Below are 13,176 nucleotides of genomic sequence, written 5' to 3'. Positions count from 1 at the left end.
GCCTATTTCAGACTGTAATGGGCAGTGCCTGAATCAAAACTCAGCCGGATGGCAATCAGCTCACGCTAAGCAAGGATATCAACTCTAGAGAATTCCAACCGCAGAGCATGCAATCGAAAAGACGACTATCGAGACAAGAACGACCGCAGTATTTGGCTTCTTTCCCATAACCCAATAAATCACAGCTGTTGCGATTACCGAAAGCAGGCATGGCATAATCTGATCCAGCACGCCTTGAATGGCAAGGGCCTCATCGCCCGAACCGAAAGCCAGCGGAGTTGTAACGCTCACCATTGAGGCAATCATTGCTCCCACCGCCATCATGCCGACGACGCCAGTCAGTCTCGTCAGACGTTTCATGATATTTGTCTCGGACAGCTTAACGAGTAGCTTGCTGCCCATCTCGTAACCTTTAATGGCGCAAATGTAGCGCACGGCTTGTGCAGGTATGTTAAACAGTAAGAAAAATAGGACAGCGCCGAGCGGGTTCCCCTGCATTGCGATGGAGCAGCCAATTCCGGCAGTAACCGTACGCCAAGTTGTTAGAAACAACGAATCGCCAATGCCGGACAACGGGCCCATAAGCGAAGTCTTCACATTGCTGATAGCTTCTCCACCAATTTCTCCGCCGTTCGCCTTCACCTCCTCCATTGCTGTCACAATTCCACAAACCAGTGTCGCGAGATAGGGAGTGATGTTAAAGAACTCAAGATGGCGCTTCAATGCGTCTGCGCGATCTTCTTTCGACGGATACAGCTTCTTGATAATTGGGCCAAGCGTAAATGCATTCGCAAGGTACATTTGCCGCTCGTAATCCCAGGACCCCTCGAATGTCATTGAGCGTAGGAAAATTTTATTGAGATCGGACTTGGTGATTTTCGATCCACCTTCTTTAGAACTCATCGTCGTCTCCTTCCACAGAAGCCGTAACAGCGACAGCGGATTCGCGATCTTTAAATACCATCAACAGCACAATTCCGGCGGCGATGAGCGAAACACCCAAGATTGGCAAGCCCAGATACGCACTGAGAACGAATCCAAAGATCAAATAAGGCAACAATTTCCGGTCCATGATGGTCCTAAGCAGAATGACAAAGCCGAGGGCGGGCAAAATGCCTGCGGCAACCGTCAAGCCATGCTGGACAAATTCGGGAATAGCCGCAAGTACGCCTTCCATAACCGGAGCACCCAGCGCATAAGCTGCGGTCACATACAGCGCCTGGGGAATAATGAACCCGAAGAAGCTAGAGATAAGATGGGTCCTGCACACCCCGTCAACGTCTCCTCGTTCGGCATATCCATCGGCGGCGCGATTAATAAGAGGAATCAGAACGATGTAGCAAAAATTCCTGATTACCATTCCGAGCATTGAAATTGGGATTGCCAAAGCAACGCCGGCGCCAGCATCTGAATGGGAAATGATCGCAAACGCAGTGCCCAAAATGCCACCGGAAATCACGTCAGGAGGCGCAGCCGCTCCGATTCCCTGAGCGCCCATAAGGGCCAGCTCAATCGTGGCGCCGATAATACAGCCACTTGCCAAATCACCGAATGCGAGACCCACAATTGTTCCCGTTATCAGGGGTCTATCAAGCATTGATTTACCAAGAAACCAATTCGAGTAGCTAAAGCATGAAATAAGAAAGATCAACAGAATGTCCATTGCATCTCCTTTCCTTAGCACAAATATCTGTCTGCGCTAAAGGCCTACAGAGCCTCCGCCAGTCGCAATGCCTTATCTCCTGGCAAACTCCGAATTACGATATCGACTCCCGCCTCAACAAGCGCAACAAGGCTCTTCTCTTCGTCCGGAGAAACGTAAACGCACCGACTAATTTGTCGGGTTCCCTCTCTCGGTATGACGTTTCCCAGATTAATTGCCTTAATATCTGGGCACCCTTGAGCGAGAAGGCAAGCATCTTTTACGGTTTTGACGACTATAAACAGACGGTATTTGTCCGTTATGCCACTTCTGATCGCCGCAATCGAATCATCAAGTCCTTTTATTACAAGCTTGCATCCAGAAGGCTTTGCCATTTTCAGTATTGCGCGTTGGGCATCATCTGCAGCAACCTCGTCATTTGCAACAAGAATGCAATCAGCCCCTAATGCAGACAGCCAAGATACGGCAACCTGTCCATGGATAAGTCTCTCATCCACCCTCGTTGCGACGATCATAATTGTCACCCATTCCTAAAAGCGAGTCGATAAAACCAGGCGTTTAATACTCGACATGCCACATATAACGGCGCGTCATCAGATCGTGTTTCCTGATATCCCCGAGTGCAGACAGGAGCCTACGCTGTGCCGCATCAAACACAAAGTGATTGAAGAACTCGCAGACGCTTGCCGGGAATTGATTGATATAGAGCTCCTTCGCATCCAGCACCGTGACGCGGTCGGCATATTCATCAAGGAACTTCTTTGCACGCTCATCGTTGGAACGATTTCGGCCATCACTCATAAACAGAACGAAGGGAGTAGTTCGGTCCACAATCTCAAACGGCCCATGGAAGAACTCGCCGGTATTGATGAGGGGCGCATGGACCCATTGCATCTCCATCAAGCTGCAAATGGAGAAACCATAGCCGACACCCAGGGCAGGGCCGCCAGCAAGCGGTACGATAATCTTATCGTCCTTGTGCGAACGGGCAAACTCTTGCGCGCGGGGCTCGATATAACGAACGACCTCATTCACAACGTCCTGCAGCATATCAAACGCCGCGTTAGCGTCATTCAGATACTCATAGCCATCGAAAGCAGAGAGGATCTCAAAGGCGAGCTTGAGAATAGGAGCGGCGTTGCTCTCCATATATTTAGTCTCGGGATTAAAGATTGTGTTAAAGGGGACGTGGTAATCAGCAATCTTGCTCATATTGGCATTGGGATCATGGCAATAGGCAATCGTAATCGCCCCGGCATTCTTCGCGACCTCGGTCGCCACCATGGTCTCGGGGGTTCCCGAGAGCGAGCAGAATACGGCAATGGAGTTCTCATCCAGGGCCTTCGGGGTGGCGTGCACGAATTCGTTACTCGTAATCATCTGTGCGTCGATACCCTTGCCCTCGCGCTGAATCAAGTAGAAGGCCGGATACTGAGCAAGGAGAGACCCTCCGCAAGCCACGAAGTAAACGTTCTTGGGATGGAAATCCTTGGCGAGCAGGTCCTGGACGATTTTCTCTTCTTTCATCGCTACTCCTTTGTATTAATACATGTCCTACTACATGTATTAATTAGAGAATAATCCACGCTGCAGCGTAGTCAAGAAAAAACTGTCGTTTTCCCGCGAACGGCAGTTTAGAGTCGTAAGCGGCAAGCGCTTCTATGCGTAAAACTGATAAAGACCCGGATCGTCGGCAATGGCATGCTGATCGGCAACATGCAGCGGATGCCCTTCCGAATCTTTAACGAAGGACCTATTGAATAGCAGAGCCGAACCAAGGTCGACCTTGAGGAGCTCAGCGTCTCGATCGTCCGCATAGACAATTCCTATACGACGAGTAAGTTCCCCCGGCATCACGCCATGGCGCTGCAAAAGTTCGTATAAAGACCCTTCGAGATCGTGTTCGGCCAAGAACGCGAAGGAAGCTCGAAAGTAATTGGTTTCGGACAGTACCGGCCTACCATCAGAAAACCTAACGCGACAGAGCTTAAAAGCAGGCGAATTGTCTAGGCCCAGAAATGAAACCACTTCCTTTGGACAATCCGCTTCGAGAGAGGCGGACACAATCCGTGCAGACGGCTCCTTTCCCTGCAATCGGCAAAGATCGGAAAAGCTGACAGAAGAACGTGCATGTCCGTCAGAAGCAGCAGACGTACTCTCGTTATCTGCAACGAATGTGCCTCGCCCATGCTCTTTTACCATCAGGCCTTCATTTACAAGATTCGCCAATGCGTGTCGCAGCGTCACGCGGCTGACGCCAAACTGCTTGCACAAAATCTGTTCTCCCGGGACTTGCTCACCAGGCCCCCAGGCACCCGATTCAATATTCGCCTTTAAACGGTCTTCAACCTGAAGATATAGCGGCTTTTCATCCATCATTACCTCCTGACAGTCTGATACTTGTAATATTACATGTATTGACTTTCCGTCAGCTGCATATGCGTCACCATTTTCAAATTAGTTGGAGAAAACCCTTTATAGAAATGAGGAAGTGCGAAGCATAACGCGCCGAGCACGATGTCTACGCGTTCCCCATTGGAGCGCTGCGGGCGTAGGGCGGTGCATCTCAGCTCATTTGATTATCTTGACTGGCAATTTAGTCATCAAAGCTACGGCTCCGCCTCGTCATAGGTAATGGCGAGGCGGAGCCGCGATCAGAAATAGCGACGTTACGAACAGAACGCCGTTGAGAATCCCATGCGAAAACGCTACAGCCCCAGAATATGCTCCAGGTAGCCCTTGTTGAACCAGAACGATTGCTTCGTCATCCAACGCCCGTCGGGCAGTTCGTAAGCATTCCTTGCGATGTCACCGATCTCTGTTCCATCGGCAAACTTGTAAGCCGCTTTTGACGTATGCGGACGAACGTGAACAATTGGGTTGTCCGCCATACCGGGCAGATTGTTAGTCACTTTGAGCTTTCCGCTCGCATCCCGATACGGATTGAGCTCAACGCCCTCACGTATTACCTTTCGCGTCTCATCCCAACAAGCTTTCGCAGGGCCTTCGATTTCGTTTTCTCCCATCGCCCAGAACAAACAACGGTCGAGACGCAGCACGCCATCGTGGTCCTCGCGAAACACAACGAAGAAGAAGCGATTAGTCTCAAGGCATGCATGAAAAGGCGACGTTTCCCAGTCTTCCTCAATTTAACGCTTGAACTCAAACGGTGGGAACGACATAGCTTGTTCGATGTGCCCCCTGTTGTTAACTCGAACGGTTCGGACGGAAATGCCTGCCTTGACGAATTCCTCGGCAGCATTGTTTTTGATTCCGAGCATACGATAGACGAGCGTTGTCCATTGCGCCTTATTGCCCGTGTACTCCAACCCGTATTGCTCCGCAATCTGACGATCAGTTTCGCCATAGTGTTGCTCGATAAGTCCAGTTACGTAACTTTCGAAATCGATAGACTTGCCATCGTCCTGAACAATGCTCTCCCCGACTCGCGGAGCACCGAGGACATAAGTATGGAGCACATAGTCCATATACGAGCGCTTGAGGGAAAAGGCGCGACGCTTTGCGCGATGACGCTCAATCTCACCCGTATCGGTATTGAAGTATTCATAATACTGGTCCGCCCACATCGTGGCCTCAGTTGCGCCCTTCGTGCAAGCACCCAGATAAGTCGTCATGCCTTCTGAAAGCTCGTCCGCACGGCCATCCTGAATATAGGAAATAATCTTCTCGTAGTCGGCGCGAATGATTTTCATGTCTTTTTCGGGAAGACGCACCATGACAGCGCGCTCGATACGCTGGTCATATTTGTCGATAGAACGATCTCGGCCGTAATAAATCAACAGAATATTGCTGAGCTTAGTCTTGAGGTGAGAATTGTCATAGTCGAGCGAAACAGGACGGTCGTAAGGGATCATGGTCAGGACAAGACGCTCACCCGCAGACTTACGGCCATTCTTGAGCACATCGAAACACGTTGCCTTGAGCTCAACGCCCGCCTCGGGAAAATCGGGACGGTCGTCGCTATTGGCCTTGTAGCCAAAGTAGCGCTCCTCGATAAGAGTACCCATACCGCCTTTGTACTTTTTGGAGCCAAAGTCCTTGGGCGCACTCTCCCCTTCCGGGGCAATACCGAGCTCGAGAATATCGCGGAACGTCATGCCGTCGAGATTGGCAGCGTAGCGCTCAATGCTTGAAGGGTCAGAAAAATCAGTATCGTCAAGCATGCGCTTGAAATCGAGGCGCTTCTTGGACACGGGATACCTCCGAAACTCGCAACTAACCCCATAGTAGTTCAGAGCAACTACTAACGCCCAGAAAATTGAGGTCTTGATCTTGTCCCCTCGATCGGCTATTGTTGTGAGCACCATAAACGGACACAGCAGCGATTGGAGAAACGTGTCTGAGATTAATATTGCCGAGCTTTTTGCGGGCGTCGGTGGATTTCGTTTAGGTCTCGAAGGCTATGCCGACCCTCGACATCCCGAGTTTTATATGAAACCAGCCGGCCCCTTCCGCACCATTTGGGCAAATCAGTGGGAACCGCCCGGAACCAAAGCGCGTCAGTTCGCGGCCCGTTGCTACATGGATCGCTTCGGCGATGATTCCGTTGTCAACGAAGACATTAATAGGGTCTTGGAACAAGCCGAAGCGGGCGAAATCGAAATCCCCAATGTCCAAATGGTCGTTGGCGGTTTCCCCTGTCAAGACTACTCTGTCGCGCGTCCGCTCAATCAGGCACACGGCATCGAAGGAAAGAAGGGTGTCCTCTGGTGGGACATCTATCACTTCCTCGAAATGAAGAAGCCCAAGTTCGGTCTCTTTGAGAACGTCGACCGCCTGCTCAAGTCGCCCGCGTCTCAACGCGGTCGCGACTTCGCCATCATCCTAAGCTGTCTTGCCGACCTCGACTACACGGTCGAATGGCGCGTGGTCAACTCTGCCGAATACGGTTTCCCCCAGCGTCGCAAGCGTGTTTATATCTTCTGCGAAAAGGACGCTGGCAAGGTTGATCTCGTTGATCGCATGCACAACGGCGTCATGGCTAAAGCCTTCCCCGCCATCTATCCCGACGAGATGTCCGAGCTCGACGTTTTACCCGACCCCTACGAGAACTCAACTCGTTTTGGCGTCGGCCAAAAGACCTCTCAATTCAAGAATGCTGGCGTCATGCAGGGCTGTCATGTTCTGACCTGCGACTTTGCCGAAGACTATCACGGTAAGCGCCACGTGCTTGGCGACGTGCTTGTCGACGAAGCTGATGTCCCGGAGCAGTTCTACATCTCCGACGAAAAGCTTCCCGACTGGCGCTACCTTAAGGGCAGCAAGCGCGAAGAGCGCACTAACAAAAAGACAGGCTTTACGTACACGTATTCCGAGGGAGCCATGAGCTTCCCGGATGCCACCGACAAGCCGAGCCGCACCATCCTCACAGGAGAAGGCGGCACAGGAGCGAGCCGCTTCAAGCACGTCATCGAATGTCCCGATGGCCGTTTCCGCCGTCTTGTTCCCGACGAGCTCGATCAGCTTCAGGGATTCCCGAAAGGCTGGACCGATACGGGCATGACCGACGGCCATCGAGCCTTCTGCATGGGCAACGCACTCGTCACCGGCGTGCCCCATCGCATTGGCGAAGCTATGGTCGAAGTGTACGGCCTCTAAGGCAAGCAATCCGGAGCCGACAGTTCACGCTGTCGACTCCGTTTTTTTCATCCCACTCCCCTGTATACTGATGTAGCACGTGTTTCATCCGGGCTTGTTGGGCCGGATTGTTCATGGGAGGGTCTTATGGCTGCTTCGAATCCGCCTAAGGGGAGCGTTTCTTCTTCGTCCATCAAGCCGGTGACGCGCAAGGCCGTGCGTTGCCAGCGCGAGGTCGCCTGGCTTGTCACGCAGGCAGCAGGCAGGCTTGTGGCGACCACTCAGGACGTCAATGCGCCTACGCCGAGCTTTGTGCTGGCAGTGGCGCTGGATCGAGTACGCCAGCTGGAACTCGCCGCACAAGAAGACGGCAGCCATCTTGGCTACCAGGACGCTATGGCACCCGACCTGTTGACCTTTTGCCACATGGCCAAGTTGCCCGCCGCGCCCAATGCGCTTTCGGACGCAGGCTACATGTTTACGCTTTCGGGCGCGGAACTCATCCGCGATATCTACGCATACTGCAGCGAGCTCGCCGAGCGCAGCGTTTTTGGCACGGCTGAAGTCAAACCGGGAAATGTCATCAAGCTGGTTCTTAGGCTGTTCTTGATAGACGGGTTCGGGGCCATGCCGGCGTAAGCCGAGCCTTTAGCATCACCGTCGACTGGGCGACAACCGCTTTACCTTAATGGACGCCAATCGAGGGTCGATTATTGGGTCGCCTCGTCCACTAACGCATCTATCCCACGCGCTCCGACAGTCGATACTTGCGGTTGCGGCTCGTCGCCGGCGCCGTGGGCTCAAGCTCGCCTTGAGCAATGAGCGCGTTGACGCGCGACCTAACCTGGGAAATTGTGAGCCCTGTGTGCTCTACCAGCTCGCGCGTCCCCAGCTCGCCGTAGTGTTTGAGTGCCGTCACAATTAAGCCCCCGCCATGATCGACCGGCTCGATCTTTGAACGGTAAAGTACGACCTTGAACCGATCGAATCCCGGGCAGAACAGGGGCTCGGCCAGACCATGCGCGCGCATGGCATCGATCATCATCGGGATGCCCGAGCCATTGCCCTCAGCCGGCGAACCTGCGCCATCCGGCAGCGGGACAATCGACATGAGCTTCACAAGCGTCGCGTTACGGCATCGGGAGCTGCCGTCAAACAAGTTCTCGCGAGTCTTTCCCCCGTAAAGGCCGCCAGGATTCGTCACCTCGACACGATCGTCAAAGACGTCGACGGCAATCGATTGTCCACAGAACCGATCCCCGTATTCTCGATGGATTACGGCGTTGGCGATTGCCTCGCGCAGAACCTCCTCGGGAATCTCAAGCGAGTCGACACGCGAGACGCCTTGGACGGTCGAGGTTCGCCGCAAATTCTTGGCGACGGCTGCGACGGCATCCGAGATCATCTCGCCCAACGTTCCCTCACAGATTGTGCGGTCCATGAATCTCAGCGACCCCGCCATGCCCTTCTGAGTTCCCGCATGGACAGCCACGTCAATGAAGAGCTTGGGATAGAACTGCTGAGGGTAGGTGCCCACAACTAGGAGTCCAGCCTTGGTGACATTGCCCTGGGAATCAAGGATATTTAGGCGCTCCAGCTTCGTTTGTTTGTCCGGCGCGCCGCGCATTGCCCGGGGCGTCAACGAGAAAGCCCGATCTATCGTACGGTCGACCAGCGTCTCGTCGAGATCGTCCGCGCCCGCACCCGCCACCGCGTCGCGATCGCTCGGAGTCGCTCGACCGCATGACGCCAATGCGAGCACCTCGGTCGATGAAAGCGGCACATCTTTGTCATCGATGCGCTTGTAGCTGCCGCCCTGGGCGCCCCGCTCTATGACATAGCAGGGCTTGCTCGACGGATCGAGCTCCTCAATCGTAATGACGAGAACGATGACGCCCTGAAGCTCCACTCGCTCGATCGTGTATTTAGGCGGATTGGCCAGCTTTCCTCGACCGCCCGCATCACCCATGCCTGACACAAATTGGTTGAGCACTTTCTCGGTCTCGAAGTTCTCAACCGGGACAAAACCTGCGCGCTCACTCACTCCGAGCACGATGATTCCGCCGGCAGTGTTCGCGAATGCGCTCACCGTTTCCCACACGTCGCGGGAAAGCGTCGTGGCGCTCTCCTTCACTTCGACGTTAAGATCATCCGAGCCCATACGCCTTAAAGACTCAAGCAGACCGGTCAGCTCGTTTTCGTTCATCTGCACGTCCTTTCGCTCGGTCCCGCGGAGAATGCCACGGATAGATTTCCCTCGTCTCTCAGTTATCTCTCGTAATTATCTCTCATCTATCTCTCTATCTCTCGGCTTAGAGATAAGAGATAGATAGAGATGGAATGTCTACCATTTGCTTCATTTATACATATTTTTGCTGGTAGAACAATCGGTATTGAGACAATACCATGATTGCCTGTCTCTTTGCTGCTCAGTTATCTCTCATATTTTTCTCTCATCTTCCTGTCATCTCTCATATTAGAGACGAATGAGAGACGAGAGATACGCGAGTGATGGACGAGCGAGGATTTTCGGACGGTCGGATATCGAGAGTGGATATTTGGACGGTTTTTGGGGCTTTTGCGGCAAATTCCGTCCAAATATCCACTCTCGTTCGATAGGTATCCGGAAATCCTCGCTCGTCCGTCCGAATATCCACTCTCGTTTGGCGAGTGTCCAATTTTCCACGCTCGTGCGGCGGGCACGCGAGCCCTTCGCCCAATCCGCTGGCATCGTCTCCAGTTCGCCGCAGGGTCACGGCCCCATATGGGTATACTCTCGAGGATTCGACTCGATTCGCCCCCGCTGGGGCGTCAAAGGAGACTGCATATGCCCACCACCTCAACCGACCCGCGCGCCGCAGCCGCTGCACTGCTGGTGCCCGGCACTACCTGCCACGGCTTTGCCGTCGAGCGCCGCGAGACCGTGCCCGAGCTCGACTCGGACGCTTACGTGCTGCGACACACTGCCTCGGGCGCTCGTCTGCTGTACCTGGCGTGCGACGACGAAAACAAGTCCTTTGCCATTGGCTTTAAGACGCCGCCGGCCGATTCCACCGGCGTGTTCCATATTCTTGAGCACTCGGTGCTGTGCGGATCGGCCAAGTTTCCCGTCAAGGAGCCGTTTGTCGACCTGATCAAGAGCTCCATGCAGACGTTCCTCAACGCCATGACCTACCCCGACAAGACCATCTACCCCGTTGCCACCACCAACGAGCAGGATCTGTACAACCTGATGGACGTGTACCTGGACGCGGTGTTCAACCCGGCCATCTATACCAAGCCCACCATTTTTGAGCAGGAGGGCTGGCACTACGAACTGGACCTGCCGGAGGGCGACGGCGACAGCAGCGCCGCGAGCCTGCACGAGGGCACGCTGCGTTATAACGGCGTGGTGTTCAACGAGATGAAGGGCGCGCTGTCCGATCCCATGAGCGTGCTGGACGATGCCGTCAACGCCGCGCTCTATCCCGACACCGCCTATGCGCACGAGAGCGGCGGCGACCCGCGCGCGATTCCCGCGCTCACCTACGAGCAGTTCCTGGACACGCACGCGCGACACTACAATCCCTCCAACTCCTACATCACGCTCTACGGCGACCTGGACGTGGACCGCGCACTGGCCTTTTTGGACGAGCGCTATCTGTCGCAGCCGAGTGCCGCGAGCCGCCGCATGGACGCTGCCGTTGCCGCCGGCGAGGACCCGTCCACGCTGGCGCCCAATCCGTTGGACGCGCAGGCGCCCGTGACCTGCGAGTACGAGCGCATCGAGATGGCCACCACACCCGAGAACGCCCTGGTGGGCCTGGGCCTTGTGCTGGGCAGCGCGCTCGACCGCAAGCGCACGATCGCGGCGGATATCCTGTTCGAGGCGCTGCTGGGCTCCAACGAAGCGCCGGTTAAGAAGGCCATTCTGGCCGCCGGCCTGGGCGGCAACGTGGTGAGCTACACCGCGGCCGAGAGCCTGCAGCCCTACGAGCTCATCATGCTGCAAAACGCACAGCCCGGTGTGGCGCGCGAGCTGCGTCGCGTGTTCCAGGACGCCTGCCGCGACCTGTGCGAGCACGGAGTTCCGCGCGAGCGTCTGGAAGCCATCATCAGCAGCAACGAGTACGACCTGCGCCAGCGTGACTATGGCATCGCCGACGGCGTGGCCATTGCGTGCGACGCGCTGAGCACCTGGCTCTACGATGACGACGCCGCGACGCTGGCGCTCAAGTACGGCCCGGTGTACGAGGAGCTGCGTAGCGAGCTGGACGGCAGCTATTTTGAGGACCTGCTGCGCGAGCTGGTGCTGGAAAACGACCACATGGCACTGGTCGAGCTGGTGCCGGTGGACGCCGCCGAGGGTTCGGAGGGTGCCGAGGCCGCCGAGCTGGCAGCCAAGCGCGATGCCATGACCGATGCCGAGCTGACCGACGTGGTCGAGCGCACGGCCGCGCTGCGTGCCGCGCAGGAGGCGGAAGACACACCCGAGGCCAAGGCCACGCTGCCGCGCCTGCGCGTGTCCGACATTGGCGAGGCGCGCCCCGAGCCGCCACTGATCGTGGACACGACCGTGCCCATCCCCTGCCTGCGCCACGGCATCCCCACCAACCGTCTGGCCTACGCCATGCAGTATTTCGACCTGAACTGCGTCGCGTTTGAGGACCTGCCCTATGTGACACTGCTCTGCCGCCTGCTTAAGCAGCTGCCCACGCGCGAGCACTCGGCCGAGGAACTCGACAACTTGCTCGCTGGCAAGCTCGGCTTTTTGAGCTTTACGACCGAGGTCATGACGCAGCCCGAAGTGGACGGCGTGCGCCCCTACCTGCTGGTGAGCGCCGGCGCCCTGTCCGAGAAGATCGATGCGCTGGCGAGTCTGCCGCGCGAGGTATGGTCGAGCACGCTTTTGGCAGATGCCGACGCCGACCGCGTGCGCGACGTGCTCACACAGATTCGCATTGGGCTTGAGCAGGGCTTTATCAACAACGGCCACTCGGCGGCGCTCGGTCGCGCGATGAGCTACAGCTCGCCTTCGGCCGTGGTGCGCGAGCAGCTTTCGGGCGTGGACTTCTATCTGTTCCTGCGCGACCTGCTCGACCACTTTGACGAGCGCGTGAACGGGTTGCGTACCAAGCTTGCCGAGCTGGCAGGCCGCATCTTTGTGGCCGATGGCTGCCTGGCGAGCTTTACCGGCAGCGACGAGGACTTTAACGCATACTGGGCCGCCGCGGGCGACCTGGAGCTGGGCGCTGGCGACGGCGCCGATGCCGGCCGCAACGCGCTCGTGGTGCCGACGCCGTGCGACCGCCACGAGGCCTTTGTCATCCCCAGCGACATCTGTTTTGCGGCAAGCGCGTGCGACCCGCGTCGCCTGGGCATCGACGTGACGGGCGCCTGGGCGGTTGCCGCCAACGCGCTCTCCTACGACTATCTGTGGAACGAGATCCGCGTTAAGGGCGGCGCGTACGGCTGCGGATTCCGCGCGGCCGGCGAGCGTCAGGCGGCGTTCTACACCTACCGCGACCCGGCAATCGACCCCTCGATTGAGCGCGTGGCGCGCGCGGGCGAATGGCTCGGCAGCTTTGATCCCGACGAGGCCGCCTTTGAGGGCTTTATCGTGAGCTGCGTGAGCGGCATGGACGCGCCGGTGAAGCCGTACGCGCTCACCAAGCGCCGCAACACGACCTACCTGGCCGGGCTCGATCCGCATGCGCGCGAGGAGCGCCGCGCCCAGATGCTCGCCGCCACGCCCGGTGAGCTTCGCTCGCTCGGCGCCGACGTAACGCGCATCGCAGCCGAGTCACCCACCTGCGTCTTTGGCGGCCGCGACGTCATCGCCAAGAGCAACGCCGGCTTCAACGTCATCGACCTGCTGGGCTAAGGCACGGCAAGCAAAACTACCACGAAGGGCGCAGTTCACAGGCGCCCTTCGT

General features: G+C 56.3%; 11 protein-coding genes. 3 read left to right on the top strand and 8 right to left on the bottom strand.

The features are described from left to right. Positions 1-84 precede the first annotated feature (84 nt). The 7 genes from AAAX36_RS08190 to AAAX36_RS08160 all read right to left on the bottom strand — a co-directional run bounded on the left by AAAX36_RS08190 (position 85) and on the right by AAAX36_RS08160 (position 5,877). Positions 85-903, bottom strand: a complete 819-nt coding sequence (locus tag AAAX36_RS08190) for a PTS system mannose/fructose/sorbose family transporter subunit IID (RefSeq protein ID WP_349075030.1) — start codon at positions 901-903, stop codon at positions 85-87. Beyond that, on the bottom strand, positions 893-1,663 hold the full coding sequence (locus AAAX36_RS08185) for a PTS sugar transporter subunit IIC (RefSeq protein ID WP_117746737.1): 771 nt from the start codon (positions 1,661-1,663) through the stop codon (positions 893-895). Before AAAX36_RS08185 ends, AAAX36_RS08190 begins: the two co-directional genes overlap by 11 nt. Before the next feature lie 44 nt (positions 1,664-1,707). Further along, entirely contained in the window at positions 1,708-2,178 is a 471-nt protein-coding gene (locus tag AAAX36_RS08180) for a PTS sugar transporter subunit IIB (protein ID WP_117746736.1), read from the bottom strand. 43 nt (positions 2,179-2,221) lie between these two features. After that, positions 2,222-3,190 (bottom strand): SIS domain-containing protein, encoded by a 969-nt coding sequence (locus AAAX36_RS08175; protein WP_195920042.1) that lies wholly within the window; start codon positions 3,188-3,190, stop codon positions 2,222-2,224. A gap of 132 nt (positions 3,191-3,322) precedes the next feature. Next, positions 3,323-4,039 carry a GntR family transcriptional regulator gene (locus AAAX36_RS08170; RefSeq protein WP_158554614.1) on the bottom strand — a complete coding sequence of 239 codons (717 nt, stop codon included), beginning with the start codon at positions 4,037-4,039 and terminating at the stop codon, positions 3,323-3,325. A 332-nt stretch (positions 4,040-4,371) separates the two neighbouring features. Further along, entirely contained in the window at positions 4,372-4,722 is a 351-nt protein-coding gene (locus AAAX36_RS08165) for a hypothetical protein (RefSeq protein WP_349075026.1), read from the bottom strand. Positions 4,723-4,812: 90 nt separating this feature from the next. Further along, on the bottom strand, positions 4,813-5,877 hold the full coding sequence (locus AAAX36_RS08160) for a Sau3AI family type II restriction endonuclease (RefSeq protein WP_349075024.1): 1,065 nt from the start codon (positions 5,875-5,877) through the stop codon (positions 4,813-4,815). A 142-nt stretch (positions 5,878-6,019) separates the two neighbouring features. On the opposite strand from AAAX36_RS08160, the gene dcm reads away from it, so the two are divergent. Both dcm and AAAX36_RS08150 read left to right on the top strand, forming a co-directional pair. Next, positions 6,020-7,282, top strand: a complete 1,263-nt coding sequence (gene dcm / locus AAAX36_RS08155) for a DNA (cytosine-5-)-methyltransferase (protein ID WP_117746732.1) — start codon at positions 6,020-6,022, stop codon at positions 7,280-7,282. Positions 7,283-7,408: 126 nt separating this feature from the next. Then, a complete protein-coding gene (locus tag AAAX36_RS08150) occupies positions 7,409-7,900 on the top strand; it encodes a hypothetical protein (RefSeq protein ID WP_195920044.1) in 492 nt (163 codons plus the stop codon). Between the two features lie 100 nt (positions 7,901-8,000). Here the strand turns inward: AAAX36_RS08150 and AAAX36_RS08145 are convergent, their stop codons facing one another. Further along, entirely contained in the window at positions 8,001-9,467 is a 1,467-nt protein-coding gene (locus AAAX36_RS08145) for an ATP-binding protein (protein WP_349075022.1), read from the bottom strand. Between the two features lie 621 nt (positions 9,468-10,088). Here AAAX36_RS08145 and AAAX36_RS08140 point away from each other — a divergent pair. Then, entirely contained in the window at positions 10,089-13,124 is a 3,036-nt protein-coding gene (locus tag AAAX36_RS08140) for an insulinase family protein (protein ID WP_349075020.1), read from the top strand. Positions 13,125-13,176: the final 52 nt, after the last annotated feature.

The organism is Collinsella sp. CLA-ER-H10, assembly GCF_040092475.1.
Lineage (GTDB): Bacteria > Actinomycetota > Coriobacteriia > Coriobacteriales > Coriobacteriaceae > Collinsella.
Note: the sequence above shows the minus strand (reverse complement) of the source record. Positions and strands in the feature narration are given on the sequence as shown.

Bases quoted from the DNA above. Each gene is read 5' to 3' on its own strand.
- AAAX36_RS08145 (WP_349075022.1), bottom strand. From the start codon at position 9,467: ATGAACGAAAACGAGCTGACCGGTCTGCTTGAGTCTTTAAGGCGTATG.
- AAAX36_RS08140 (WP_349075020.1), top strand. From the start codon at position 10,089: ATGCCCACCACCTCAACCGACCCGCGCGCCGCAGCCGCTGCACTGCTG.
- AAAX36_RS08170 (WP_158554614.1), bottom strand. From the start codon at position 4,039: ATGGATGAAAAGCCGCTATATCTTCAGGTTGAAGACCGTTTAAAGGCG.
- AAAX36_RS08190 (WP_349075030.1), bottom strand. From the start codon at position 903: ATGAGTTCTAAAGAAGGTGGATCGAAAATCACCAAGTCCGATCTCAAT.
- AAAX36_RS08180 (WP_117746736.1), bottom strand. From the start codon at position 2,178: ATGATCGTCGCAACGAGGGTGGATGAGAGACTTATCCATGGACAGGTT.
- AAAX36_RS08175 (WP_195920042.1), bottom strand. From the start codon at position 3,190: ATGAAAGAAGAGAAAATCGTCCAGGACCTGCTCGCCAAGGATTTCCAT.
- AAAX36_RS08150 (WP_195920044.1), top strand. From the start codon at position 7,409: ATGGCTGCTTCGAATCCGCCTAAGGGGAGCGTTTCTTCTTCGTCCATC.
- AAAX36_RS08185 (WP_117746737.1), bottom strand. From the start codon at position 1,663: ATGGACATTCTGTTGATCTTTCTTATTTCATGCTTTAGCTACTCGAAT.